Source organism: Kitasatospora sp. NPDC101801, assembly GCF_044766665.1.
GTDB lineage: Bacteria > Actinomycetota > Actinomycetes > Streptomycetales > Streptomycetaceae > Kitasatospora.
Genome location: NZ_JBIWML010000029.1, coordinates 45,139 through 71,244, shown reverse-complemented (window position 1 = coordinate 71,244; position 26,106 = coordinate 45,139). Strand labels below are relative to the sequence as shown.

Genomic DNA, 26,106 nt, shown 5'->3' with positions numbered 1-26,106 from the left:
CGATGGACGCACCCTCCGCACCCTCCGTACCCCGCTGGACGATCCGTGCCCCCGGCGCCGACCCGGGCGCCCGGACGCTCTACTGCCTGCCGCACGGCGGCGGCTCGCCCGCCGAGTACCTCCGGTGGGCCAGGGACCTGCGCAAGGTCGCGGTCTGCGCCGTGCAACTGCCTGGCCGGGGCTCCCGGTTGGCCGAGCCGCCGCACACCTCGATGGCCGAGCTGGTGCGCACCCTGCTCACCGCGCTCGACCCGGCCCCGCCGTACGTGCTGTTCGGGCACAGCCTCGGCGCCCTGGTCGCGTACGAGTTCACCCAGGCGCTGCGGGCGGCCGGGCGACCGCTGCCCGAGCGGCTGATCCTGTCCGGCTACCCGGCGCCGCACCTGCCCCGGGAGCGCACCCGGCTGCACCTGCTGCCCGACCGGGAGCTGCTCACCGAGGTGGCCCGGCGGCACGGCGGTATCCCTGACGAGGTGCTCGGCAACGCCGAGCTGCGGCGGCTCGCGGCGGTCTCGGTCCGGGCCGACTACCGGATCGTGGAGACCTACCGCTGGCGGCCCAAGCCGCCGCTGCCGGTGCCGATCACCGTGCTCGGTGGCCAGCAGGACGTGGTCTCCGCCGAGCAGCTGGCGGCCTGGGCCGAGCACACCACCGTCCGGCCGGTGCAGCAACGCACCTTCCCCGGCGGGCACTTCTACTTCCGCGAGCGGCAACGCGCCGCCGTGCTCCGGACGGTGGAGGCCGCCGCGTGCTGACCTTCGCGATCGCGGCGCTGCTGCTGATCATGATCCCCGGCCCCGACCAGGCGCTGATCACCCGCAACGCCCTGGTCGGCGGCCGGTCCGCCGGCCTGCTCACCATGACCGGCGGCATGCTGGGCCTGAGCGTGCACGTCAGCGCGGCCTCGCTCGGTGTCTCGGCCCTGCTGCTCGCCTCGGTCACCGCCTTCACCGTGCTCAAGGTGATCGGCACGGTGTACCTGGTGTGGATGGGCGTCGCCACCCTGCGCAGCGCCCGCAGGCGGACCCAGGGCGAGGAGGGCCCGGACGACGACCGCTCGCTCCCCCGGGCGCAGTGCCTGCGGCAGGGCTTCCTCTCCAACGCGCTCAACCCCAAGGTGGCGCTGTTCTTCGTCACCTTCCTGCCGCAGTTCCTGCCCGACACCCGGCACACCCTGGGCAGCGCACTCCAGCTGTCCGCCGTCTTCGTGCTGCTCTACCTGCTCTGGTTCACCCTCTACACCGTGACGGTGGACCGCTTCGGCGCCTTCCTGCGCCGCCCGGCCGTCCGCCGGCGGATCGAACGGTCCACCGGCGCGCTGCTGATCGCCTTCGGCATCCGGCTCGCCCTCCAGCACTGACGAAGCCGTAGGGCCTGTCGTCGAACTCCCGTCGTCGCCCGGAGGGCGGCCCTGCGGCGAGAGTGCGTGCCAGACGTCTTGGGGCAGACGGGAGTTCGACGCCCGGCCCTAGACCAGCCCCCGGGCGCAGGCCAGCACCCCCGCCTGGAAGCGGCTGTGCGCTCCGAGGTGCCGGGACACCTCGGAGACCAGGCGGCTGACGGTCCGGACGGAGACGCCCATCGACCGGGCGATCCGTTCGTCCGTCAGACCGTTGGCGAGCAGCCGGAGCGAGGTCCGGTGCTGCTCGGTCAGCCATTCCCCCCGCTCGTCGGCGGCCACCTCGGCGGGCCCCAGGTACGGGAAGGCCCGCAGCCAGTAGTCGTCGTAGAGCACGGCGTACGTCCGGACCAGCGCCGCGCCGCGGACCACGATCAGCGGATCCTCGGGCCGGTCGCTCCGGGGCGGCAGCAGGGCGACGTCCAGATCGCCGATCACCAGGCTGAACGGGACCTGCGGGGCGAGCCTCAGCTCCACCCCGACCTGCTGCACCTCGGCCAGGTACTTGCACTGCCAGCGCGCCGAGTTGAAGCCCTGCGGGTAGATCGCCCGGACCGTGACACCGCGTCGGACCATCCGGCCCTTCTCGGTCAGGAAACTGCTCAGGGCCTGGCTCATGGTCTTCGACGGCACCGTGTCGGCGTGCAGGGTGCGGCTCTGTGCCCGGGGCAGGTCGGCGAAGTCCCGCAGCATCCGCTGCTGGTTGCGGGTCCCGGTCACCACCTCCACCTCGACCTGGTCGGTCGGCCGGGCCGCGGCCGGCCGGTAGCGCTCCAGCAGCGACTCGGTGGCGCTCACGATCGAGGTCAACTCCTGGCAGTGCGAGCTGAGCACGGCCCGCTTCTGGCGCAGCGTGCCGAGCAGGCCGAGCAGCGCGGTGTCCGGCTCCACCAGGTCCGTCTCCCCGATCGCCGCCCCCGGCCGGACCAGCCGCAGGGCGCGCAGCTCGGCCCACGCCGTCGCCGCCTCCCGCGCGTCCAACCCCAGTGCCTGGGCCGCCTCGGCGTGGCTGCGCGAGTCGTTCTCCCGCAGCCACCGGTAGAGCAGCGGTCCGGCGCTCTCGGCCCGGGCCGACGCGGCCTGGCCGGTCACCGCTGCTCCGAAGTCCTGTGCATACGATCTCCTCGACCGGGACGGCCGTGGGACACCCACCCACGCCCTCCTAGTGTCCGAAGTACCTTCGGCGGTCGGCTACTTCCATCGTGCGGAGTACCGTCGCCGGGCAGCTCGGACCACCCCCGGGACTACGGACGGGCGTCGCGCTCCGCCGCCTCGGCGATCCGCTTGACCGTGGCCAGCCGCCGGTCCCAGTCGACCGCGAGCGCCGACATCCAGCGCGCCGTCGCGTCCAGCGCCGCGGGCTTCACGGCGTACCGCACCTCGCGCCCGACCCGGGTGCCCGCCACCAGCCCGGCGGCGTCCAGCAGGGACAGGTGCTTCACCACCGCCTGCCGGGAGACCGGCACGTGCTCGGCCAGCTCCGTCGCGGTGGCCTCGCCCCGTGCGGCCAGCAGGTCGAGCAGCTGACGACGGGTCGGGTCGGCCAGTGCGGAGAACACGTGGTCGACGGGTGTGGCGGCCTCGCCCTGGTCGTCCGTCACACGGAGAACTCTTCGGTGCGCCGCTCGAAGGCGTCGAACGGCCGCGGCCGGCCCCCGGGGCCACTCCGGTGCGCACCGGAACCCGGCTCGGCCGCCAGGGGCCGGACCCGTCCCGGGAGCGCCCCGGTCGGGGTCGCGCGTTCGATCAGCTCCGTGCTCATGGGGACACCTTAACCACTGCCTCCGGATACCTCCCCACGGGTGCACTCCGAGCGGACTCCCACCAGGTCGGACCGGTCACTCCCGACCCCCTCCGGCCCGCTCCGAACTGTTCGCCGCCGCCCTTTCGAACGTCTCATTCCGGCGGCCGGAAGGCGGCCGGTTATTCCGCGTTCCGGTGCATCATCCGGGAACGCACTACCGCACACATCTTCCATCGTGCCCTCCTGCCTTCCCGCTGGTGGCGGACCCGGACGAACGGCAGGGCAATTCAGGAGTAGTCGGCCGACCTGGCATTCCCCGCATACTCACGATGTAAAACCGACGGACCGAGAAAAAGCCCCCGGACGGCAACGGAAAGAAGGCCCGAACATGATCGAGCTGGACACGGTGAACCTTGAGATCGACGGACCCACCGCCACGATTTACCTGAACCGTCCCGACAAGAAGAACGCCATGAACCCCCAGATGCACCAGGACATGAACCGGGCCCTGGACGCCATCGAGGAGGCCGGGGACGTCAAGGTCGTCGTGGTGACCGGCAACGGTGACAGTTTCAGTTCCGGCATGGACCTGGAGGAGTGCTTTCTCAAGCCGTACGAGGACCCGCAGCTGTTCTACCGGACCAATCTGGTGGCGCTGAACTGGTTCAAGCGCCTCAAGGCGTTCCCGGCCGTCACGATCGCCAAGGTGAACGGCTTCTCGTTCGGAGGCGGAGTTCTGGTCACCGGGATCTGCGATCTGGCGATCGCCTCCGAGACCGCGCTGTTCGGGCTTTCCGAGATCAACTTCGGCATCTTCCCGGCCGGTGGCGCCAGCTGGGCCGCCGCCCACAACTTCTCCCGCAAGCAGGCGCTCTACTACATCCTCACCGGCGACACCCTGACCGGGGCCGAGGCGGAGAAGTACGGACTGGTCAACCGGGCCGTACCGGCCGACCAACTGGATGCCGAGACCGACAAGCTGGTCCGCAAGCTGGTCAAGAAGAACCCGGTCACCCTCGCGCTCGCCAAGCAGGTCTACGAGCACAACCGGGCCGTCGACCTGCCGACCGCGATCGACTACGACCAGGCCAAGCTCTGGGAGCTCTCCCGGCTCACCGGCAACGAGTGGATCAACGTTGCGCTCAAGCAGTTCGAGAAGCGCAGCTACCAGCCCGGCCTGAGCACCTACAGTCGGGCGGAAGTGACCTCATGATCTTCACCGGCCCGCACCCGCCGGTGCCCGTGCCCGACACCTCGTTCACCGCCTTCGTACTGGAGCGGGCGGAGCAGCACGCCGACCTGGTGGCGACCGTGGACGTCACCGGCACCACCGCCTACACCTTCCGGGAGCTCGCCTCGGCGATCGAACGGGCCGCCGAGGGGCTGCGCGCGCGTGGCTTCGGCAGCGGGCAGGTGCTGGCGATCCTGGCGCCGAACCTGCCCGAGTACCCGATCGCCTTCCACGCGGCGGCGCGGGCGGGCGGCACCGTGGTGGTGCTCAACCCGCTGGACACGGTGGACGATCTGACCGCCCATCTGAACGAGGCCGGCGCCCGGCTGCTGGTCATCTCGCCGGCCGAGCTGGACACGGCGCAGAAGCTGCTGGCCGGCACCCTGGTCGAGGAGATCATCGTACTCGGCCCGACCGGGGCGCAGTTGCCGGGCACCACGCCCTTCGCCGCGCTGCTGACCCAGGGCGTCGCCCCCGAGACGGCGGTGGACCCGGCCGCGGACGTGGTGGCCCTGCTGCACTCCAGCGGCAGCACCGGCCATCCCAAGGGGGTGATGCTGACCCACCGGAACATGATCGCGAACGTGCTGCAGACCAGTACGGTCGCGCCGCTGGACGCGGACGAGAAGGTGCTCGCCGTCCCGCCGTTCCACCACGCGTTCGGCCTGATCATGGTGATGAACGCCAGTCTGCTCCAGGGCGCCACGCTGGTGACCATGCCCCGGTTCGACCCCGAGGGGTACCTGCGGGCGATCCAGGAGCACCGGATCACCAGGCTCTACGTGGTGCCGACCATCGCCGTCCTGCTCGCCAGGAGCCCGCTGGTGGACCGCTACGACCTCTCCTCGGTCCGCGAGATCGTCTCCGGCGGCGCGGCGCTCGACCCGGAGACGGCCCGGCTCTGCCGCGAGCGGCTGGGCTGCCGGGTCGGCCAGGGGTACGGCCTCACCGAGGCGCTGGTGTCGTTCATGCAGCTGGACCACTCGGTGGCTCCCGGGTCGGTCGGCCGGAACTCCCCGAACATCGAGTGCAAGATCGTCGACACCGGCACCGGCCGGGCGCTCGGACGGCACCAGAACGGCGAGATCCTGATCCGGGGCCCGCACGTGATGAAGGGTTACCTGCACGCCGAGGAGGCCACCCGGCAGGTGCTCGAACCGGACGGCTTCCTGCACACCGGGGACCTCGGCTACGTGGACCGCAACGGCGAGCTGTTCATCGTCGACCGGATCAAGGAGCTGATCAAGTACAAGGGCCAACAGGTCTCCCCGGTCGAGCTGGAGGCGGTCCTGATGACGCACCCCAAGGTCGCCGACGCGGCCGTGGTCGGGGTGCCGGACGAGGAGGCCAGCGAGATCCCCAAGGGCTTCGTGGTGACCCGGGAGCCGGCCACCGCCGAGGAGATCATGGCCTTCGTCGCCGAACGGGTCGCTCCGTACAAGAAGATCCGCCAGGTCGAGTTCATCGAGCAGATCCCCCGCACGCCGGTCGGCAAGATCCAGCGCCGCGCCCTGAAGGAGTGGGGCTGCACCACCCGGTGACCCCGCGCGAGGCCCCGGTCCGGCCGAGGTGCCGGACCGGGGCCCCGTGCAAGCAGCGTGACGTACCGTCATCAACGAGCAGCTTTCCACCACTTGGAGGACTCATGAGTGACCTGTCCGGCCGGACCACCATCGTGGTCGGCGCCAGCCGCGGCCTCGGCCAGGGGATCGCCACCGCCTTCGCCGAGGCCGGCGCCCCCGTGGTGGCGGTGTCCCGCACCGCCACCGTCCTCCCCGAGCCGGCCAACGGCGCGGGCGGCATCCTGACCGAGACCGCCGACGCCGGGGACCCCACCGTGGTCGCCGACCTGATCGACCGCCACCAGCCGGGCACCGTCGTGCTGGTGGCCGGCGCCACCCCGCACATGCGGCCGTTGCAGCAGCAGACCTGGGAGACCTTCTCGGTCAACTGGGAGACCGACGTGCGGATCTCCTTCCACTGGCTGCGCGAGGCGCTGCTCACCCCGCTCCGGCCGGGCAGCCGGGTGGTGGTGTTCAGCAGCGGGGCCGCGCTGGCCGGCTCCCCACTCAGCGGCGGCTACGCCGGGGCCAAGGCCACCCAGCGCTTCATCACGGCCTACGCCCAGGACGAGGCCGACCGGGCCGGGCTGGAGCTCAGCTTCACCACGGTGCTCCCCCGGATCACCCCGCTGACCGGCCTGGGCCGCGCGGCGGCCCGGGCCTACGCGGCCCGCGACCACCGCCCCGAGGAGGAGTACGTCGCGCAGCTGGGTCCGCTGCTCACCCCGGAGCAGGCCGGTGCCGCGGTGATCGAGCTGGTCCGGACGGACGCCGCCGCGCTGGCCGCCGGCTACCTGCTGACCGGCGCCGGACTGAAGCCGCTCGGCTGATCCGGGTACGGCACGGCGGGGGGGGGGGGGGGGCCCCGGGCGGGGGGGCCCCCCCCCCCGCGGGGGGGGGCCCCCCCCCCGCCCCCCGGCGGGGGCCCCCCCCCCCCCCCCCCGCGCCCCCCCCCGCCCGCCCCCCGCTCCCGCCCCCCGCGCCCCCCGCCCGCCCGCCGCGGGGGCCGGGGGGGGGGGCCGGGGGGCCCCCCCCCGGGGGGGGGCCGCCCCCCCCCCGCCGTGCCGTCGTGGGTCAGCGCCCGAGGTAGCCCTTGGCCACCAGGCCCTCGCCCATCTCGTCGTACAGCGCCGGGTCCTCGGGGGTGATCGCGCCCAGGCCGTCGACGTACCGGTTGTACATGCAGAAGGCGGCGGCGATCAGCACTGTGTCGTGGATGCTCTCGTCGTCGGCGCCGGCCGACCTGGCCCGCTCGATGTCGGCGTCCGTCACCGCCAGGCCGCCGATCTGCACCCGGCCGGCCAGCTGCAGCAGCGCGCGCAGCCGCTCGTCGACGGGTGCGGTGGTCACGTCCTGCCGGACCGCCTCGACCAAGGCGTAGTCGCCGCCGAACGCGTGGGCGGCTGCGGCGCCGTGCGCGCCGGTGCAGAACCTGGTGCCGTTCCGGGCGGAGACGTACGCGGCGATCAGCTCGCGCTCCCCGACGCTGAGCGGGGAGTCACCCCGGAGCAGTTGTTCGGCCAGCTCACTGAGCCGGCGGCCGGACGCGGGTTTGGAGTCCATCAGCCCCCGGATGCCCGGGATCGGAGCCGGCAGCGCGATGTGCGGCATGAGGATCAGCCTCCGTGTCACCTGGTGGACCCGGACGCCTCCGCCCGAGCCATAACATCGTTATGAATGACCGGGCCAACTCTCCGCCGACGGCCGCGTGTTGTCAAGCTGTTGCGCTGCAACTCTGTTGTGCAGCACTGTATCTGACCGCACGTCAGCTCCGGGTCAGACCGACCGCACCGGCCGCCAGCTCGACCTGCGGCAGCTCCCAGCAGTCGAGCTCGGGCAGCGCCAGCAGGATCGGCAGGTCGAACGGGCAGAACTCGCGGGTCTCCAGGTCCACTTCGATCGGCTGGTCGGCCCGCACCGTCACCGGCCGGCTGGAGCCGATGAACAGCGGGCTGCGCTTCCACGGCTGCGGCTCGACGTCGTGCATCGCCACCACCGCCGCCCGCAGGTGCCAGACGCCCTCCTGCACCCCGGACAGCTCGAACTCGCCAGGCCCGTCCAGGATGTCGCAGGCCACCGGCTCGCCCTGGACGATCGGGTCGCTGAACGCCGCCACGTAGATCCGGGTCGGTAAGCCGACCTCCGGCGACCCGACCGAACCGCGCACCGCGCAGGTCCGCCGGGCCGCCCCCGACCGGAAGGACCGGGGGGCGACCGGCATGCCGGTCCTGGCGAGTGTGCGGTAGCGCCCTGGGGAGAGCCCGACACTGCGGGTGAACCGGCTGGTGAAGGTGCCCAGGCTGTTGTAACCGACCTGGTAGGAGATGTCGGTGACACTCAGTTCGGTTCTGAGCAGCAGGTGTTTCGCCTTGTGCAGCCGGATCGCGGACAGGAACCGCCCCGGCGAGGTGCCGGTCAGGGTCCGGAACACCCGGGAGAAGTAGAACTTGCTCAGGATGGCGGTGTCCGCGATGTCGTCCAACGAGAGCGGTTCCTCGTAGCGGTCCCACATCGTCGCGATCGCGCGCTCGACTGCGGCTTGCACGTCATCTCTCCTTCGGTGCGGGTCCGGGGGAATCCGAAGCGAACTGCACGGTGCCGGGCGGAGGTTCAGGTCACTCCGGGCGGTACATCCAGGCACCCACCCGGCGGGCGGCGGTCAGGCTCGCCCAGGCCGTGATGCCGACCAAGGCCTCGTCGTCCGCACCCGCGGCGCGGGCGGCGTCGACCACCGTCGCGTCCACCGTGTAGGCGGCCAGCGCGGTCAGCAGGGCCAGCCGGGCGGCCGGTTGCTCCTCGGCCGGGCGGGTCGCCACCGGTGCGTCGGCCCAGCCCCGGCCGAGCCCGGGCGGCCGGCCGTCCCAGCCGTCCACGGTGTCCCGGACCAGGGCCCGGACGCCGTCCGGCAGCGCCGCCCGCCCGGCCAGCTCGACGGCGGCGGCGGCCCGGGAGAAGGCCGCCGCGATCTGCGGGTGGGGCGCCGCCCAGGCCAGGTCCGCCGGCAGCGGCGCGGCCGGCAGCAGGCCCAGCGTGCCACCCGCCTTCGGCTCCGCCCGGGCGGCCGAACGGAGCAGCCAGGTGAGCACCTTCAGCACCGGCCGCAGCGAGCTCTCCGGCGCACCGGGCGGCAGCGGCACCGGGCCGAGGAAGACGTTCACCATCCGGTTCAGGTAGTGCATGATCACCACCGACCCGAGCAGCTCGGGCAACTGCTCGGCGGCGAACGGGAACCGGGTCTTCCCGGCGGTGTCCCGGACCGCGCCGTCCCGGACCCAGCCCGCCACCGCCCGGACCCCCGGGTCGGCCACCAGCTCGAGCCGGCCGTCCCGGATCGCCTCGCCGTCCCGGCCGGGTGCCAGGCTGTGCAGCATGGCGGAGTGCATCCGGAGGCAGAACGGGCACTCGTTCGCCACCGACACCGCGGAGGCCACGCCCTCCTTGGTGGTCCGCGCGGCCACCCCCGCCACCAGCATGGTCTCCCGGAGCATCAGCCAGCTCGCGGCGAGCGGCCCGGTCGCGGGCGAGTGCAGGGCGATCGGTGGGGCCAACACCCCGAAGTCCCGCTCCAGTTCGCGGTACACCTGGGCGACGCCGTCGCGGGCCGCGTCGAATCCGACCGGCTTGACGTGGCGTACCTGGAGCAGCGACAGCCCCCGCAGTGAGGACTGGACCAGCCTTCTGTGCACGGTGCGCTCCTCGTTCGACAGGGATGCGGTCGGTTCGGTTCAGGGTTTGCGCGCCACCGCGCACCACATGGCCGGCGAGTCGGCCGGGGCGGCCGCCGCCTCGGGGCGCCAGTCGGTGGACAACACCATGCCCGGGTCCTCCAGTTCGAGACTGCGGTCCAGCAGGGCCATCGCCTCCGCCCGGCTCCGGCGGACGATCTGGCCGCTCCAGTCCGGCACGATCCGTTCCATCGCGGCGTCCATCAGGTGGTCGCGTTCATGGGTGGCCAGGTGACCGAAGGCCACCCAGCTGCCGGACGGGACCGCGTCCACCAGCAGCTGCACCAGACCGGCCGGGTCGTCCGTCCCGGGCACGAAGTGCAGCCCGCCGAAGAGCACCAGACCGATCGGGCGCGACAGGTCCAGTACCCCGGCGGCGTCCCGGAGAATCCGGTCCGGGTCGCCCAACTCGCCGTGCACATAGGCCGTTGGGCTCCTCGGCTGCTGCCGGAGCAGCCGCCGGGCGTGCGCCACCACGCCCGGGTCCCGGCTGACGTACACCACCCGGGTGCCCGGGGCCACCCGCTGGGCGACCTGATGGGTGTTGCGCATGGTCGGCAGGCCGGCCCCGATGTGCAGCAGCTGCCCCAGGCCGGCTCCGCCGACCAGGTGGCCGACCATCCGGCCGAGGGCGGCCCGGGTGGCCCGCAGCTCGGCCCTCAGGTCACCGGTCGGCCAGTCCGCACAGGCCCGGTCCGCGGCCGCCCGGTCGGCGGGGCCGTGCGCCTCGCCGCCCAGCAGGTAGTCCATGGCCCGGGCCAGCGCGGGGGTTTCGAACTCTTCGGTCACACCATTCCTTCGGGGAGTCGCAAGGCGGGACACGGTCTCGGAAAAGCGCCCTTTCGGTCACCCGGTCACGGGATCGGGAAGAAGGCGCGCACGAACTTCTCGAACATCCGGTCGCCGATTGTCCAGCGCATCCGGGGCAGCAGTCGAGAGGGCATCCCGATCCGGTACCGGATCTTCGGGTCGGGACTGCTCACCGCCTGCTCGATCACCTTTGCGACCGTCTCCGCTCGCACGGCCATTCGACCGCGGCCGGTCGGCTTGTCGGTCTCCCGGTACGCGCCGTGCCAGTCGACGAAGTACTCCCAGAACTCGTCGTAAAGGCCGTTGCGTTCCTGTCCGGTCATCCCGAGGTCGGCCACCGACATCGGCACGAATCCGCCCAGGACCGGTGAGGGCTCGATCAGCACCACCTTGATGCCGAACCGGGAGACCTCATGCCGGAGCGAGTCGCCGATCGCCTCCAACGCGTGTTTGGTGGCCTGGTAGTAGCCCCGGCCGGGGGTGGCGAACTGGCCGAAGATCGAGGACATCATGACCACCCGGCCACTGCCCTGGGCCCGCATCCCGGGCAGCACCAGCTGGGTGAGCCTGGACAGCCCGAAGACGTTGGTCTCGAACTGCTTGCGCACCTCGTCCACCGGCGTCTCGCCGATCGTGCCGTTCAGGCTGTAGGCCGCGTTGTTGATCAGCGTGCCGACCGCGCCGTGCTCGGCGGTGATCTTGTCCACCACCTCGACCATGGACCGCTCGTCCGTCACGTCCAGGTGGAGCACCTGGATGCCCTCGGCGGCCAGGTCGGCCAGCGCGTCCAGGTTGCGCCCGGTCGCGTACACCGGCCAGCCCGCCCGGTGCAGGCGGAGCGCGGCGGCGCGGCCGGTGCCGGAGGACATCCCGGTGCCGGAGGAGGCGCCGGTGAGCAGCACCGCCCGGGACGCCGCCATCAGCCGGCCGCCGCGTCCGCGCCGGCCTCGGACTGGCCGGCGACCCGGCTGCGGGTCATCGAGCTGCCCAGGCCGTAGCCGTCCACCAGGCGGTTGATGAAGGCGAACAGCCCGGCGGTGAACACCGCCTCCAGCATCTCGTCGTTGTTCCAGCCGGCCGCCGCGACCCGGTCCCACTCCTCGTCGGTGATCCGGTAGGCACCCGTGCAGACCTGGGTGACCAGCTCCATCAGCGCCAGGTGCTTGGCGTCCAGCGGGAGTTCGCCCGGCTTGTCGGCGGTGGCGATCGCGTGGGTGAGCTCCTCGGTGCCGCCGAACTGGGTCAGGAACCAGTTGTGCGTCCCCACGCAGTACGGGCAGCCGTTCACCTTGGAGCTCCAGGCCGAGATCATCTCCCGGGTGGCCCGGGGCAGCACCCCGTCGCCGAAAACCCCGGTGTAGCCGGTGATGAGAACCTCCATCAGATCCGGCCGGGTGGAGACCAGCCGAAACATATCGGGCACGAATGGAAGGCCCGTCCTGCTCTTGATCAGGTCGTAGAGTTCGGCGGTCCTTCCGGTCGCGTCGGCCTCCTCGATCAGCGGAACGCGTGCCGCCGGAACCTGCTGTTCACTCATGGAAGTCACTCCTTCGCCGTGGACGGACATTCGCGAGCAACCCGATGCTGCCAGGGTCGCGCAGTCCCGCTGTCTCCTAAATTGCCCTCTTCGGTGAACGGATCGGGAGTCGAAACCACCGCGCTCCGGTGATTCGGGTGACGCCGCGCAGGCGCATATGCCAGCTGGGCCCGTACTCCGCGGAGTGCCACGGAGCACACCCCACGACATACAGACCGGGCCCGGCCCCGAAACGAATCGCGAACTCCGCACATCCGCCGGCCCGGTCTCAAGTATCTTGAGCGGCATGATCGTTGGGGGACGGCAGGACGGTGCACCGATGACGCCGGGCGAGGACTTCGCCCGGATCTCCAACCGCTACCGGACGGAACTGCTGGCGCACTGCTACCGGATGCTCGGGTCGATCCACGACGCCGAGGACCTGGTGCAGGAGACCTATCTGCGGGCCTGGCGCTCGTACCACGCGTTCGAGGGGCGGTCCTCGCTGCGCACCTGGCTCTACCGGATCGCCACCAACGCCTGCCTGACCGCGCTGGAGCACCGTGACCGCCGGCAGCTGCCCGCCGGCCTCGGCGGCCCGAACGACCGGCCGAGCACCCCGCTGGCCCCGCCGGTACCCGAGTTCGGCTGGCTCCAGCCCGCGCCCGACGCCCTGCTGGGCGCACCGGCCGCCGATCCGGCCGCCGTGGCCGCCGCCCGGGGCAGCCTCCGGCTCGCGCTGATCGCCGCCCTCCAGTGCCTGCCGCCCCGTCAGCGCGCCGTGCTGATCCTGCGCGACGTGCTGGCGATGCCCACCGGCGAGGTCGCCGAGCTGCTCGGCACCAGCGTGCCCGCCGTGAAGAGCGCGCTCCAGCGGGCCCGGGGCCAGCTGGAGCGCCTCGCGCCCGCCGAGGACGACATCACCGACCCGGTCTCCCCCGACCAGCGCGAGCTGCTGGACAGCTACCAACTGGCCTTCGAGAACGCCGACATCAAGGCTCTGCTGGCGCTGCTGACCGACGACGCGGTGGCGGAGATGCCGCCGTACCCCTCCTGGTTCCGCGGCCGGCGGACGGTCGCCCGGTTCTTCGCCGCGCAGGTGCTCACCGCGCCCGGCCTGTACCGGCTGACGCCCACCCGGGCCAACGGCCGGCCCGCCTTCGGGCTCTACCGGCTCGGTCCGGACGGCCGGCACCACGCCCACTCGGTCACCGTGCTGGCCCTCGCCGGGGACCGGATCGCCCGGATCTCCGGGTTCCTGGACCCGGCCCTGTTCCGCCCCTTCGGCCTGGCCGCCACCCATGACGAGCAGCTGACCGCAGAGCGCTGAACTCCCGTCACCGACCCGGCACCCGCCGCCGGACACGGCAGGGCCCGGGTGTCGTGATGCACGACACCCGGGCCCCGGGCGGGTCAGGTCGCCCCTGTCACCTGACCCGCTCCACCAGCACGGCGAGCGCCCCGGCCGCCACCAGCCCGGCCATCGCCCCCACACCGGCGCCCGCCACCTGGTGCGCCCGCCAGCCGAGTCCCGCACCGGCCAGCACCAGCAGTGCGGCACCGGCCAGCGCGGGCGGCTGGACCAGCCAGAGGTGGCGGGTCATCAGGTGGCGAACTTGTCGGTCCGGTTCCACCAGTTCACGCCCGCGGTCGCGGCGTTCTCGTCGTCGTACTTGTCGTGGTGCCGCCACCAGTCCCACGGCTGCGCCAGCTGGGCCTCCTGGCGGCCGAGCGGGGTCAGGTCGAGGTAGTTGTAGAAGTTCTTGAAGATGTCACCGCCCCGGTCGTAGATCGAGTAGGTGTGGAAGACGTCCGTCCCGTCGGTCATGAAGACGCTCACGCCCGGCAGTTCACCCTGCTCGGTGGTGACGTGGTAGTCCACGTTGAAGTCCGAACCGAACGAGGAGTACCACGGCAGGGTCCAGCCCATCCGGGCCTTGAACGCCTCCAGCTTCGGCAGTTGTCCCCGCGACACCATCACGAACGTGGTGTCGCGGGCGTTGATGTGGGACAGGTGGCCGACCGAGTCGGCCTGCATCGAGCAGCCGATGCAGCCCTCCTCCTGGTCCGGTCCGAACATGAAGTGCCGCACGATCAGCTGCCGCCGGCCCTCGAACAGGTCGGGCAGCGAGAGCTCGCCCTGCGGTCCGTGGAAGACGTACTCCTTCTCCACCTTGACCATCGGCAGCTCGGGACGGGCGGCCACCACCTCGTCGTGCAGCCGGGTGAGCTCCTTCTCCTTCTCCAGCAGTTCCTTGCGTGCCTGCAGCCACTCCTCGCGGGTGGCGATCCTGGGCAGGTCCATCAACTCGGTCTCCTCACAGCGCAGCGGACAGGTCCGTCAGCCGACCCGGAGCCAGTCGGCGAGGCGCTCGCCGATCATGGTCGAGGTCAGATTGGTGTTGCAGTTGACGATGCTCGGCATCACCGAGGCGTCGGCCAGGTAGAGGCCCTCGGTGCCGTGCACCCGCAGGTACTGGTCGACCACGGCGCCCTCGTCCGTGGCCAGGCCCATCCGGGCCGTGCCGACCGGGTGGTAGGCGCTGTCCAGGCTCAGCCGGACGTACTGGCGGACCATGTCGTCGTTGTCGATCAGCTGGTCGTTCAGCACGATGAAGCCGTCGCCCCGGCTGCTGATCCCCGGGTGGCTGACCAGCTCCCAGCAGGTCCGGACGGCGTCCACCAGCTTCTGCAGGTCGCGCTCGGTGGACAGGAAGTTCAGGTCGATGTCGGGTCCGGCCGCCGGGTCGGTGGAGTTCAGCCGCAGCCGGCCCCGGGACTCCGGCTTCTGGTCCACCACCATCACGCCGAGGATCACGTTCCCGCCGGCCAGCATCTGCAGGTCGGGGAACATGGTCAGGTCGAAGTGGTTGACCATGTAGTACTGCAGGTCGTTGAAGTCGGTCGAGCCCTTCGCGGTGGTCCGCACCATGGTCTGCAGGAACGGCTCGGTCCGGTCGATCGCCCCGGCGGCGGGCTTCATGAAGATGCCGGTGCGCGGGTGGTCGATCAGGTTGCCGCCGACCCCGGGCGCGTCCAGCAGCACCTCGATGCCGAGCCGGCGCAGGTCCTCGGCCGGCCCGATGCCCGAACGCATCAGGATGGTGGGCGAGTTGACCGCCCCGGCGGACAGGATCACCCGGTGCGCCCGGACCTGCTCGGCCGCCCCGCCCGCCGACACCTCCAGGCCGACCGCCCGGGTCCCCTCGAACAGCACCCGGTGCACCAGCACCCCGGCCCGGACGGTCAGGTTGGCCCGGCCGCGGACCTCGGGGGTGAGGTAGGCCAGCGAGGCGCTGATCCGGACCTCGGTGTCCCGGCGGTTGGACGGAATCGGTCCGATTCCGGTGGCCGTGGGGTTGTTGTGATCCGCCACCTCGGGAAATCCCGCCGCCAGACTGGCGTCCACGAAGGACCGCTGAACCTCCGTCAGCTCCTCCGGACGCCACCGCCGGACCGGGACCGGACCGCCCTTCCCGTGCAGTTCGTCGCCGCCGAGATCGAGATCGTCCTCCAGCTTCCGGTAATACGGCAGGACGTCCGGCCAGGACCATTCCGAATTACCCAGACCGGCCCATTCGTCGAAATTCTCCGGGACGCCCCGCAGGGCGATGGTGGCACCGACCGAGGACGATCCGCCGGAGACCTTCCCGCGCGGAAAGAGAATCCGCCGGCCGTCGCTGATCTCGGCCCGGAACTTCCAGTCGTGCGCGCTCAGCGACATCGAGCCGCCGTCCCGGATGTCCGCCGGGAGGGCGCCGACGTCGGCAAAGTCCGGCCCCGCCTCCAGCAGCAGCACCCGGCGGGACGGGTCCTCGGTCAGCCGGGCGGCGATCGCCGCGCCGGCCGAGCCCGATCCGACAACGACGTCGTCATAAACCTCTGTCATGGAGCATCCTCGGGGTCGCGGAATCCGATTGGGGACGTCTTCTCTCCCTGAGCTTCACAGTCGCCCCGACCCGCTGTCTTCTCCGAACGTGCCCTCCCGGCCACCCGGTCGGAGCGGTGGGCAACATGAGAGAAGCGGGACCGCAAAGGGTGACTCATGCTCAAAAACCAAGCCATCGACAAAAGGGGTTGACCAGCGAAATCCGGCTGACCGTCCATCACATTGTTATTACTGTGCGGATACCTGCACGGAGAGGGGAACGTCTTGTATCGCGAGCGAATTCGTAGACTCATTCCGGGAGTGGCGACGGTGGTGGTGACCGCGTCACTCTTCATCGCCGTCCGGGGCTCGGTCGCCGTGGCCGGCGGCGAGGAGGTCGCCACGCAGTACAAGTTCACCGAGCTGCCGATCGCCTTCCCGCCCGGGTACGAGTCGCAGAAGATGAACACCGTCCGCACGGTTAACCCGTCGTACGAGAAGATCCGGTCCTGGGTCTCCTCGGTCGGCGCCGGCATCGCCATCAACGACCTCACCGGGCACGGCCGGGCCGACGGGATGTGCATCGTCGACACCAGGACCGACCAGATCGTGGTGACCTACACGCCCACCGCCCGGGCCGGCGACCGGTTCACCCCGTTCGTGCTGAACGCCGCCCCGCTGCCGATGGACGCCGCGATGGCCCCGACCGGCTGCACCCCCGGCGACTTCAACGCCGACGGCCGGATGGACCTGCTGGCCACCTACTGGGGCCGCACCCCGGTCCTGTTCCTGGCGAACTCCGACGCCACCGGGCCGGCCGCGGACAGCTACACGCCGCGCGAGGTGGTGCCCTCCCAGTCGCTGGACGGCAAGTACCACGGCCCGCGCTGGAACACCGACGCGGCCTACGTCGGCGACCTGGACGGCGACGGCCACCCGGACATCGTGATCGGGAACTACTTCCCCGACTCGGACGTGCTGGACCCGCAGGGCCTCAACAACGTGCACATGAACGACTCGCTCTCCAGCGCGCGCAACGCCGGTGGCGACCACGTGCTGCGCTGGGTCAAGTCCACCACCGGGACGGAGCCGGACGCCTTCTTCACCGAGGAGCGGGCCGCCATCCCGTTCGACGCCTCCACCGGCTGGACGCTGGCCATCGCGGGCGCCGACCTGACCGGGCAGGGTCTGCCGGACCTGTACATCGCCAACGACTTCGGCCACGCCCACCTGCTGCACAACCGCTCGACGCCGGGCCGGATCGAGTTCACCGAGGCCACCGGACAGCGTGACTCCACCACCCCCAAGTCCTTCGTGCTCGGCAAGGGTTCGTTCAAGGGCATGGGCGTCGACTTCGCCGACGTCAACCACAACGGCAGCTTCGACATCATGGTCAGCAACATCACCGCCGCCTGGGGCCTGGAGGAGTCCAACTTCCTCTGGATCAACCAGGCGAAGAACAACGAGGAGATGCGCGACTACCTCCAGCGGGACGTCGCGCCGTTCACCCAGGAGGCCCGCGAGCACGGCGTGGCCTGGACCGGCTGGGGCTGGGACACCAAGATGGCCGACTTCCGCAACGACGGCGACCTGGCGATCCTGCAGGCCGACGGCTTCGTGAAGGGCGAGATCGACCGGTGGCCGTGGCTCCAGGAGATGGCCATGACCAACGACGACCTGCTCTCCAACCCCCGGATGTGGCCCAACGTCCAGCCCGGTGACGACCTGGCCGGCGACGACGAGCTGGCCTTCTACGCCAAGACGCCGAGCGGCACCTACGCCAACATCAGCAAGCAGCTCGGACTCGCGGTGCCCACCCCGACCCGGGCCATCGCCACCGGCGACACCACCGGCAGCGGCCTGCTGGACTTCGCGGTGGCCCGCCAGTGGGGCCCGCCCGCGTTCTACGCCAACCAGGCGCCCCGGCCCGGCAACCACCTCGACCTGCGGCTGTACCGGCCGACCGGCACCGAGGGCGCCGGCCAGGGCCTGGTGAACACCGGCAGCCCGGCCTACAACGCCACCGTCAAGGTCACCACACCCCGCGGCACCCAGATCTCCCAGCTCGACGGCGGCAGCGGCCACGGCGGCTTCCGGAGCTTCGACGTGCACTTCGGTCTCGGCGACTACCAGGGTCCGGCCACCGTCGAGCTCTGCTGGCGGGACGCGACCGGCCAGTTGCACATGAAGGACGTTCAGTTGACCCCCGGCACCCACACGCTCCAGCTGACCAGCGACGTCCAGGAGGTTCCGAGCCGATGAGTACCGCCGTCGCCCTGCCGACCCCCGCCGCCAAGGACCCGCGCTACCTCGCGCTGCGGAACTTCGCCATCTCGATCTCGATCTTCAACGCCTTCGGCTACACCCTGCTCGGCTTCGAACAGCCGTGGCTGTGGCCCTTCGTCGCGGTGGGCACCGCGTACGCCACCGAGCTCGCCTTCGAGGTGCTCAGCGCCTGGGCGCAGAAGCGCGGTGCGCGCTTCCGGGGCAACGGGATGCGCGGCCTGTACGAGTTCCTGCTGCCCTCGCACATCACCGCCCTCGCGGTGAACATGCTGCTCTACGCCAACGACCAGATCCTGCCGGTGATCTTCGGCACCGTGGTCGGGGTGGCCGGCAAGCACGCGCTGCAGGCGCCGGTGGCCGGCCGGATGCGGCACTTCATGAACCCGTCCAACTTCGGCATCACCATGAGCCTGGTCTGCTTCGGCTCCTGGGTCAGCATCGCGCCGCCGTACGAGTTCACCGAGAACGCCAACACCTTCTTCCGGGTGGCCATCCCGCTGATCATCGTCACCTCCGGCACCGTGATCAACGCGATGCTGACCAAGAAGGTCGCGCTGATCGTCGGCTGGCTCGGCGGCTTCGTGATCCAGGCGCTGCTGCGGCACTGGATCTGGGACGTGGCGATCTTCTCGGCGCTCGGCCCGATGAGCGGGGTCGCCTTCGTGCTGTTCACCAACTACATGATCAGCGACCCGGGCACCACGCCCTCGAAGGCCAAGAACCAGTTCATGTTCGGCTCCTGGGTCGCCATGACCTACGGCGTGCTGATGCTCTTCAACGTCGTCTACACGCTGTTCTTCGCGGTCACCGTGGTCTGCGGTGTGCGCGGGGCCGGCTGGTGGGTGGCTCATCTGATCAAGCGTTACCGGGCCCCGGAGTCCTCCGCCGGCAACGGGCTCGGCGACAGCATCGCCGCCGAGCTGGGCAAGAAGACCGGCTCCGAGGCGGTGGCCGCATGACCTCCACTCCCAACCCGGCCAGGATCGCGGTGGTCGGCATCGCCTGCCGCTACCCCGACGCGGACTCGCCGGGCCAGCTCTGGCAGAACGTGCTCACCGGCCGCCGGGCGTTCCGCCGCCTGCCGGACGAGCGGATGCGGGCCGAGGACTACTACGACCCGGACCCGGCCGCGCCGGACAAGTTCTACTCGGCCAAGGCCGCGGTGATCGAGGGCTTCGAGTTCGACCGGGTCAAGTACCGGGTGGCCGGCTCCACCTACCGGGCCACCGACATGACCCACTGGCTGGCGCTGGACACCGCCGCCCGGGCCCTGGAGGACGCCGGCTTCCCGCTCGGCGCCGGGCTCGCCGACTCCAACACCGGGGTCATCATCGGCAACACCCTGACCGGCGAGTTCAGCCGGGCCAACCTGATGCGGCTGCGCTGGCCGTACGTGCGCCGCACGGTCGGCGCCGCGCTCCGCGAACAGGGCTGGGACGACGCCGCGTTGGCCGGTTTCCTGGCCGGGCTCGAGGAGCGCTACAAGAGCCCGTTCCCGCCGATCGGCGAGGACACCCTGGCCGGCGGCCTGGCCAACACCATCGCCGGCCGGATCTGCAACCACTTCGACTTCAAGGGCGGCGGGTTCACCGTCGACGGAGCCTGCTCCTCCTCGCTGCTGTCGGTCGCCACCGCCTGCGACGCGCTGGTGGACGGGCGGCTGGACGTGGCCGTGGTCGGCGGCGTCGACCTCTCGATCGACCCGTTCGAGGTGATCGGCTTCGCCAAGACCGGCGCGCTGGCCACCGGCGAGATGCGGGTCTACGACAAGGGCTCAAACGGCTTCTGGCCGGGCGAGGGCTGCGGGATGATGGTCCTGATGCGCGATCAGGACGCGCAGGCCGAGCAGCGGTTCAGGTACGCCTCGATCGCCGGCTGGGGCTACTCCTCGGACGGCAAGGGCGGCATCACCCGCCCGGAGGCCAGCGGCCACCGGCTGGCACTCGACCGCGCCTACGCCACGGCCGGGTTCGGCATCGAGACGGTGTCGTACTTCGAGGGCCACGGCACCGGCACCGCGGTCGGCGACGCCATCGAGCTGCGCGCCTTCGGCGAGGCCCGCCGGGCCGCCGACCCGACCGCACCGCCCGCCGCGATCAGCACGGTCAAGGGCAACTTCGGCCACACCAAGGCGGCCGCCGGGGTGGCCGGGCTGCTCAAGGCCGTGCTGGCCGTCCGGCACCAGATCATCCCGCCCGCCACCAGCCACGTCGACCCGCACCCGGAGCTGACCGGCGAGCGCCCGGCCCTGCGGGTGCCGGACCACGCCGAGCTCTGGCCGACGGACGCACCGGTCCGGGCCGGGGTCTCCTCGATGGGCTTCGGCGGCATCAACGCGCACGTGGTGGTGGAGCACGCCGACGGGGTCCGGAAGACCGACGTCGGCCGCACCACCCGCCGCCTGGTCGCCTCCCGGCAGGACGTCGAACTGCTGCTGGTGGACGCCGGCAGCATGGCCGAGCTGCGCGGCCGGGTGGCCCGACTGGCCGCCCTGAGCCCCCGGCTGTCGTTCGCCGAGCTCGGTGACCTGGCCGCCACCCTGCAGCAGGAGCTGGCCGACCGGCCGATCCGCGCGGCGGTGGTGGCGAGCAGCCCCGAGCAGGCCGAGCAGCGCTTCGCCAAGCTGCTGACCCTGCTGGACTCCGGCGCCCGCTCGGTGCTGGACCCGAACGGCGGGGTGTACCTGGGCAATTCGGCGCTCACGCCGCGGATCGGCTTCCTGTTCCCCGGCCAGGGTGCCGGGCGGCGCGGCGACGGCGGCGCGGTCCGCCGCAGGTTCGCCTCGGTGGACGAGCTCTACCGGACCCACGCCCTGCCCACCGGTGGCGACCAGGTCGCCACCGCGGTGGCCCAGCCCCGGATCGTCACCGCCTCGGTCGCCGGGCTGCGGGTGCTCTCCGCGCTCGGCATCGAGGCCGTCGGCGCGGCCGGGCACAGCCTCGGCGAGGTCACCGCGCTGCACTGGGCCGGTGCGATGGACGAGACCGCCCTGCTCCGGGTGGCCGCCGCCCGGGGCCGGATCATGGCGGACGCCAGTGACGGCAACGGCACGATGGCGGGCATCGCGGCGGAGGCCGCACTGGTCACCCCGCTGTTGACGGGCGAGCCGGTGGTGATCGCCGGGTACAACAGCCCGTCCCAGACCGTGGTGTCGGGGCCGGTGGACGCGGTCGAGCGGGTCTGCGCCAAGGCCGCCGCGGCGGGCTTCGGCACCGCCCGGATCAACGTCTCGCACGCCTTCCACTCGGTGGCGGTCGCACCGGCCGCCGAGGGCCTGCGGGCGCACCTGGCGACCGAGACCTTCGCGCCGCTGACCGGCCGGATGTTCTCCACCGTCACCGCGACCGAACTCCCCTCCGACGTGGACCCGGTGGAACTGCTGACCCGTCAGGTGCTGGACCCGGTGCGGTTCGACGAGGCGGTCCGGGAACTGGCGGCCGAGGTCGACCTGCTGGTGGAGGTCGGCCCGGGCCGGGTGCTGCGCGGCCTGGCGGCCGAGATCGCCCCGACCGTGCCGACCGTCTCGCTGGAGTCCGACAGCACCTCGCTGGCCGGGCTGTTCGCGGCGGTGGCGGCGGCGTTCACGCTCGGCGCGCCGGTCAGGCACGCGGAGCTGTTCCGCGACCGGTTCACCCGGCCGCTGCCGCTGGACAAGGAGTTCAGCTTCTTCGCCAGCCCCTGCGAGACCTCTCCCGAGGGCGACTTCGTGCTGGCGGCCGTCCCGGCCCAGCGGCCGGTGGCGGCCCCCGTGGCCGTCGGCGCCGCCGTCACCGCCCCGGCCGTGCCGGCGCCCGGCGCCGAGCCGGCCGGGAGCAGCCTGGAGGTGCTGCTCCGGCTGGCCGCCGACCGGGCCGAGCTGCCGCTCGCGGCGGTCGGCCCGGACATGAACCCGCTGGACGAGCTGCACCTCAGCTCGATCACGGTGGGTCAGATCATGAACCAGGCGGCCCAGGAGATGGGCTTCACCGCCCCGCTGGTCACCTCCGCCTTCGCCACCTCCACGCTGGCCGAACTGGCCGCTTTGCTGGACGAGTTGGCAGAGACCGGCGGGGACGGGACGGAGCCGTCCCGGATCGCCCCGGGGGTCGCGCCCTGGGTCCGGGCGTTCGAGGTCGAGCTGGTCCCGACCCCGGCACCCGCCTCCCGGAGCGCCGACACCGGCGGCCGCTGGCAGCTGTTCGCCTCCGACCGGCACCCGCTGGCCGACGCGCTGCACCGGACGCTCATCGAGGCCGGTCTCGGCGGCGGCGTGCTGCTCTGCCTGCCGAGGGACTGCGGGCCCGAGCACGCGGCGCTGATGCTGGCCGCCGCCCGGGCGGCGCTCACCGAGGCGGGCGCGGGCACCGGCCGGTTCGTCGCGGTCGGCGACCGGCGCGGCGCCGCCGGGCTGACCAAGACGCTGCACCTGGAGGCCCCCGACATCACCACCACGCTGGTCACCCTGCCCCTGCCCGACGACCTGTCGGCGGCCCGGGCGGCCGAACTGAGCGCGCTGATCACCGCCGACGTGGCCGGCACCGCCGGGTTCGCTGAGGTGAGTTACACCCCGGAGGACGTCCGCCGGGTGCCGGTGCTGCGGCCCCGGCCGGCCCCGGACCCGGCCTCGGCCCGCCCGGCCCTGGACGGGGCGGACGTGCTGCTGGTCACCGGTGGCGGCAAGGGCATCACCGCCGAGTGCGCGCTCGAACTGGCCCTGGAGACGGGTGCCGCGATCGGCCTGCTGGGCCGCTCGGACCCGGCGCAGGACCAGGAGTTGGCCGCCAACCTGGCCCGGATGACCGAGGCGGGCGTGATCTTCCACTACGCCCGGGCCGACGTCACCTCGGCCGACCAGGTGAAGGACGCGGTCGAGGAGATCGGCCGCGCGCTCGGCCCGGTCTCCGCCGTGCTGCACGGCGCGGGCCGCAACGAGCCGCACGGGCTGGCCACCCTGGACGAGGACGCGTTCCGGCGCACCCTGGCCACCAAGATCACCGGCCTGGAGACCGTGCTGGCCGCCGTCGACCCGGCGACCCTGCGGCTGCTGGTCACCTTCGGCTCGATCATCGGCCGGGCCGGTCTGCGCGGCGAGGCGGACTACGCCACCGCCAACGACTGGCTCACCGAACTGACCCGGCAGGTCGGGCAGGAGAACCCGGACTGCCGCTGCCTGGCCCTGGAGTGGTCGGTCTGGTCCGGGGCCGGGATGGGCGAGCGGCTCGGCGTGCTGGAGTCGCTGATCCGCGAGGGCATCGAACCGATCCCGACCGAGCAGGGGGTGGCGCAGCTCAAGCAGCTGCTCGCCGACCCCACCGCGCCGACCGCGCTGGTCGTGATGGGCCGGGCCGGCGGACTGCCCACCCTGGACGTCGGCCGGGGCGAACTGCCGCTGCTGCGCTTCCTGGAGCGGCCGCAGGCGTACTACCCGGGCATCGAACTGGTCGCCGACGCCGACCTGTCGGCCGCGGGCGACCCGTACCTGGCCGACCACCTGCTGGACGGGGACCTGCTCTACCCCGCCGTGCTGGGCATGGAGGCGATGGCGCAGGCCGCCTCGGCGGTCTCCGGGCAGCCGGGCACCCCGACGCTGGAGAACATGGAGTTCCTCCGGCCGATCGTGGTCCCGGTGACCGGTACCGTCACGCTCCGGGTCGCGGTGCTGGCCAGGGACGCCGACACGGTGCAGGCGGTGCTCCGCAGCAGCGAGACCGGCTTCCAGGCGGACCACTTCCGGGCCACCCTGCGGTACGGCCGCCCGGCCCCGCTGGACGGTGCGCCCCGGCCGCTCGCCGAGGACGCCCCGCAGGTCCCGCTGGACCCGGCCCGGGATCTCTACGGACCGGTGCTCTTCCAGGGCGGACGGTTCCAACGCCTGCTCGGCTACCGCGCGTTGGCGGCCAAGGGCTGCGTCGCGGAGATCTCCAACGCCGCCACCGCGAACTGGTTCGCCGGCTACCTGCCGCACGAGCTGGTGCTCGCCGACCCTGGCACCCGGGACGCGCTGATGCACTCGATCCAGTGCTGCGTGCCGGACGCCACCCTGCTTCCGGTCAGCGTCGAGCGGCTGCACCTGGCCGACCCGACGGCGGTCCGGACCGAGAAGCAGGTCACCCTGCACGCCGTCGAGCGCTCCAAGGTCGGCGACACCTACCTGTACGACCTCGACGTGCGCGACCAGGACGGTGTGCTGGTCGAGCGCTGGGAGGGGCTGAAGCTGCAGGCGGTGCGCAAGCTGGACGGCACCGGCCCCTGGCAGCCCGCGCTGCTCGGCGGCTACCTGGAGCGGCGGGCCGAGCTGCTGCTCGGCTCCCCGGTGCGCGGGATCGTGCTGCCCGACGGCGAACTGGCCGTGCGGGGCGTGGCGATGCGCCGCGAGCGGACCGCCAGGGCGGTCGGCTGGGCGCTCGGCCGGGAGACCGCGGTGCGCTACCGCCCGGACGGCCGGCCGGAGATCGACGGCGGCACCCGGGTCAGCTCCTCGCACGGCGGCGGGGTCACCTTCGCGGTGCTCGGCGACCTGCCGGTGGGCTGTGACGTCGAGCCGGTGGCGGACCGCGCCCCGGCCGACTGGGCCGCACTGCTCGGCCCGGACGGCTTCACGCTGGCCGAGCTGGTGGCCGGCGAGTCGGGCGAGCCGCTCTCCCAGGCGGCGGCCCGGGTCTGGGGCGCCACCGAGTGCCTGCGCAAGACCGGCCGGGCCCAGGTCGCGCTGACCCTGGCCGAGCTGCCGGACACCCCGGACCGCTGGGTGGTGCTGCGCTCCGGCGATGCCCTGGTGGCGACCTTCCCGACCGCCCTGCACGGGGTGGAGCTGCCGGTGATGTTCGCCCTGTCGACGGAATCCGAGGAGTGACCGTGCAGCCGTTCTACGAGTACCGCCACCTGGTCGGCTTCGAGGAGACCAACCTGGTGGGCAATGTCTACTACGTCAACTACCTGCGCTGGCAGGGGCGTTGCCGGGAGATGTTCCTGCGGGAGATGGCCCCCGAGGTGCTGGAGGACATCCGCGCCGACCTGAAGCTGTTCACCCTCAAGGTGGACTGCGAGTTCTTCGCCGAGATCACCGCCTTCGACGAGCTGTCGATCCGGATGCGGCTGGAGGACCTGACGCAGACCCAGGTCGGCTTCACCTTCGACTACGTGAAACTGCCCGAGGCGGGTGGCGAGCTGCTGGTCGCCCGGGGCCGGCAGCGGGTGGCGTGCATGCGCGGCCCGAACAACGACACCCGGCCGACCCGGGTGCCGGAGGCGCTGCGCAAGGCGCTCGAACCGTACGCCGTCGCGCCCGGCGGCCCCGCCGGACGGGCCGTCAGGCCCGTCCTCGTCCCGAGCGAGGTGTAGCCGATGACGTCCATCGACAGACTGCCCGGCGGCCGGCCCACTGCGGTCCGGCCGGTCCAGGACCGGACCGAACTGCGCGGCGTGCTGGGCCGGTTCGCCACCGGCGTGACGGTGCTGACGGCCGGCCGGGCGGAGCCCCGGGGGATGACGGCGAACTCCTTCGCCTCGGTCTCGCTCGATCCGGCGGTGATCCTGGTCTGCGTGGTCCGCACGGCCGCCGTGCACGAGACCATCCTGGCCGAGCGGGCGTTCGCGGTCTCGGTGCTCTCCGGCTCGCAGGAGAAGGCGGCCCGGCACTTCGCCGACCGCCACCGCCCGCGCGGCGCCCAGGAGTTCGACGCCGTCGAGACCACGCCTGGTCGCTTCACCGGGGCCCCGGTGCTGGTCGGCGCGCAGGCCTGGCTGGAGTGCGAGCTGACCGCCGAGTACGACGGCGGCGACCACTCGATCTTCCTCGGCTCGGTGCTGGACATCGGGCGCCCGCCCGCGGACGACCCGCTGCTGTTCTTCGCCGGCGGCTTCCACCGCCTGCCCGACTGACCGCGGTCGCCCCGGGAAGCCGGTGCCTCCCCACCCGGGGAGACACCGGCTTCCGGCGTGCCGGCCCGTCACCGTACCCAGCACGGAGCGCCCGGCCGGGGACTC

General features: G+C 72.2%; 23 protein-coding genes. 11 read left to right on the top strand and 12 right to left on the bottom strand.

Going from position 1 to position 26,106, the window contains the following annotated elements:
• The first annotated feature begins 2 nt into the window (after nt 1-2).
• The gene (locus tag ACIRPK_RS26375; protein WP_403042459.1) at nt 3-755 is read left to right on the top strand and encodes a thioesterase II family protein; all 753 of its coding nucleotides are present in this window, start codon (nt 3-5) and stop codon (nt 753-755) included.
• On the top strand, nt 749-1,360 hold the full coding sequence (locus tag ACIRPK_RS26370; RefSeq protein ID WP_403042456.1) for a LysE family translocator: 612 nt from the start codon (nt 749-751) through the stop codon (nt 1,358-1,360). The genes ACIRPK_RS26375 and ACIRPK_RS26370 overlap by 7 nt, the downstream gene beginning before the upstream one ends.
• Nucleotides 1,361-1,468: 108 nt before the next feature.
• On the opposite strand, the gene ACIRPK_RS26365 is transcribed toward ACIRPK_RS26370, so the two are convergent.
• From ACIRPK_RS26365 to ACIRPK_RS26355, 3 genes are all read right to left on the bottom strand, one after another.
• Nucleotides 1,469-2,491, bottom strand: coding sequence for a LuxR C-terminal-related transcriptional regulator (locus ACIRPK_RS26365; RefSeq protein WP_403042454.1), 1,023 nt, complete (start codon nt 2,489-2,491; stop codon nt 1,469-1,471).
• Nucleotides 2,492-2,643: 152 nt separating this feature from the next.
• Nucleotides 2,644-3,000: an ArsR/SmtB family transcription factor gene (locus tag ACIRPK_RS26360; protein ID WP_403042451.1), complete on the bottom strand. Its 357-nt coding sequence runs from the start codon at nt 2,998-3,000 to the stop codon at nt 2,644-2,646.
• Nucleotides 2,997-3,161, bottom strand: a complete 165-nt coding sequence (locus ACIRPK_RS26355) for a hypothetical protein (RefSeq protein ID WP_403042449.1) — start codon at nt 3,159-3,161, stop codon at nt 2,997-2,999. The genes ACIRPK_RS26360 and ACIRPK_RS26355 overlap by 4 nt, the downstream gene beginning before the upstream one ends.
• Nucleotides 3,162-3,531: 370 nt before the next feature.
• Here ACIRPK_RS26355 and ACIRPK_RS26350 point away from each other — a divergent pair, with 370 nt between their 5' ends.
• The 3 genes from ACIRPK_RS26350 to ACIRPK_RS26340 all read left to right on the top strand — a co-directional run bounded on the left by ACIRPK_RS26350 (nt 3,532) and on the right by ACIRPK_RS26340 (nt 6,766).
• Entirely contained in the window at nt 3,532-4,356 is an 825-nt protein-coding gene (locus ACIRPK_RS26350; RefSeq protein WP_403042446.1) for a p-hydroxycinnamoyl CoA hydratase/lyase, read from the top strand.
• Nucleotides 4,353-5,915: an AMP-binding protein gene (locus tag ACIRPK_RS26345; RefSeq protein WP_403042443.1), complete on the top strand. Its 1,563-nt coding sequence runs from the start codon at nt 4,353-4,355 to the stop codon at nt 5,913-5,915. Before ACIRPK_RS26350 ends, ACIRPK_RS26345 begins: the two co-directional genes overlap by 4 nt.
• 104 nt (nt 5,916-6,019) lie before the next feature.
• Nucleotides 6,020-6,766, top strand: coding sequence for an SDR family NAD(P)-dependent oxidoreductase (locus ACIRPK_RS26340; protein WP_403042440.1), 747 nt, complete (start codon nt 6,020-6,022; stop codon nt 6,764-6,766).
• 244 nt (nt 6,767-7,010) lie between these two features.
• Here ACIRPK_RS26340 and ACIRPK_RS26335 read toward each other — a convergent pair whose 3' ends face one another.
• The 6 genes from ACIRPK_RS26335 to ACIRPK_RS26310 form a co-directional block, all read right to left on the bottom strand.
• Nucleotides 7,011-7,547: a carboxymuconolactone decarboxylase family protein gene (locus ACIRPK_RS26335; RefSeq protein ID WP_403042437.1), complete on the bottom strand. Its 537-nt coding sequence runs from the start codon at nt 7,545-7,547 to the stop codon at nt 7,011-7,013.
• A 154-nt stretch (nt 7,548-7,701) separates the two neighbouring features.
• On the bottom strand, nt 7,702-8,481 hold the full coding sequence (locus tag ACIRPK_RS26330) for a helix-turn-helix transcriptional regulator (RefSeq protein WP_403042435.1): 780 nt from the start codon (nt 8,479-8,481) through the stop codon (nt 7,702-7,704).
• Nucleotides 8,482-8,551: 70 nt separating this feature from the next.
• A complete protein-coding gene (locus tag ACIRPK_RS26325) occupies nt 8,552-9,622 on the bottom strand; it encodes a carboxymuconolactone decarboxylase (RefSeq protein ID WP_403042433.1) in 1,071 nt (356 codons plus the stop codon).
• 39 nt (nt 9,623-9,661) lie between these two features.
• Entirely contained in the window at nt 9,662-10,450 is a 789-nt protein-coding gene (locus ACIRPK_RS26320; RefSeq protein WP_403042431.1) for an SAM-dependent methyltransferase, read from the bottom strand.
• Between the two features lie 65 nt (nt 10,451-10,515).
• On the bottom strand, nt 10,516-11,391 hold the full coding sequence (locus ACIRPK_RS26315) for an SDR family NAD(P)-dependent oxidoreductase (protein ID WP_403042429.1): 876 nt from the start codon (nt 11,389-11,391) through the stop codon (nt 10,516-10,518).
• On the bottom strand, nt 11,391-12,008 hold the full coding sequence (locus ACIRPK_RS26310; protein WP_403042428.1) for a carboxymuconolactone decarboxylase family protein: 618 nt from the start codon (nt 12,006-12,008) through the stop codon (nt 11,391-11,393). The genes ACIRPK_RS26315 and ACIRPK_RS26310 overlap by 1 nt, the downstream gene beginning before the upstream one ends.
• 286 nt (nt 12,009-12,294) lie before the next feature.
• Here ACIRPK_RS26310 and ACIRPK_RS26305 point away from each other — a divergent pair, with 286 nt between their 5' ends.
• On the top strand, nt 12,295-13,317 hold the full coding sequence (locus tag ACIRPK_RS26305; RefSeq protein ID WP_403042426.1) for a sigma-70 family RNA polymerase sigma factor: 1,023 nt from the start codon (nt 12,295-12,297) through the stop codon (nt 13,315-13,317).
• Between the two features lie 97 nt (nt 13,318-13,414).
• Here ACIRPK_RS26305 and ACIRPK_RS26300 read toward each other — a convergent pair whose 3' ends face one another.
• From ACIRPK_RS26300 to ACIRPK_RS26290, 3 genes are read right to left on the bottom strand one after another with little or no spacing between them, the layout of a single operon-like run.
• Nucleotides 13,415-13,591 carry a hypothetical protein gene (locus ACIRPK_RS26300; protein WP_403042423.1) on the bottom strand — a complete coding sequence of 59 codons (177 nt, stop codon included), beginning with the start codon at nt 13,589-13,591 and terminating at the stop codon, nt 13,415-13,417.
• Entirely contained in the window at nt 13,591-14,292 is a 702-nt protein-coding gene (locus ACIRPK_RS26295; RefSeq protein WP_403042420.1) for a DUF899 domain-containing protein, read from the bottom strand. Before ACIRPK_RS26295 ends, ACIRPK_RS26300 begins: the two co-directional genes overlap by 1 nt.
• Before the next feature lie 36 nt (nt 14,293-14,328).
• Nucleotides 14,329-15,876: a GMC family oxidoreductase gene (locus tag ACIRPK_RS26290; protein WP_403042419.1), complete on the bottom strand. Its 1,548-nt coding sequence runs from the start codon at nt 15,874-15,876 to the stop codon at nt 14,329-14,331.
• 315 nt (nt 15,877-16,191) lie between these two features.
• Here ACIRPK_RS26290 and ACIRPK_RS26285 point away from each other — a divergent pair, with 315 nt between their 5' ends.
• The 5 genes from ACIRPK_RS26285 to ACIRPK_RS26265 are packed head-to-tail and all read left to right on the top strand — an operon-like array spanning nt 16,192 to nt 26,001.
• Nucleotides 16,192-18,117: a CRTAC1 family protein gene (locus ACIRPK_RS26285; protein WP_403042417.1), complete on the top strand. Its 1,926-nt coding sequence runs from the start codon at nt 16,192-16,194 to the stop codon at nt 18,115-18,117.
• Nucleotides 18,114-19,100 (top strand): enediyne biosynthesis protein, encoded by a 987-nt coding sequence (locus ACIRPK_RS26280; protein ID WP_403042414.1) that lies wholly within the window; start codon nt 18,114-18,116, stop codon nt 19,098-19,100. Before ACIRPK_RS26285 ends, ACIRPK_RS26280 begins: the two co-directional genes overlap by 4 nt.
• The gene (locus tag ACIRPK_RS26275) at nt 19,097-24,973 is read left to right on the top strand and encodes an SDR family NAD(P)-dependent oxidoreductase (RefSeq protein WP_403042411.1); all 5,877 of its coding nucleotides are present in this window, start codon (nt 19,097-19,099) and stop codon (nt 24,971-24,973) included. The genes ACIRPK_RS26280 and ACIRPK_RS26275 overlap by 4 nt, the downstream gene beginning before the upstream one ends.
• A gap of 2 nt (nt 24,974-24,975) precedes the next feature.
• Nucleotides 24,976-25,461: an acyl-CoA thioesterase gene (locus ACIRPK_RS26270; RefSeq protein WP_403042409.1), complete on the top strand. Its 486-nt coding sequence runs from the start codon at nt 24,976-24,978 to the stop codon at nt 25,459-25,461.
• Nucleotides 25,462-25,464: 3 nt separating this feature from the next.
• The gene (locus ACIRPK_RS26265; RefSeq protein ID WP_403042407.1) at nt 25,465-26,001 is read left to right on the top strand and encodes a flavin reductase family protein; all 537 of its coding nucleotides are present in this window, start codon (nt 25,465-25,467) and stop codon (nt 25,999-26,001) included.
• Nucleotides 26,002-26,106 lie beyond the last annotated feature (105 nt).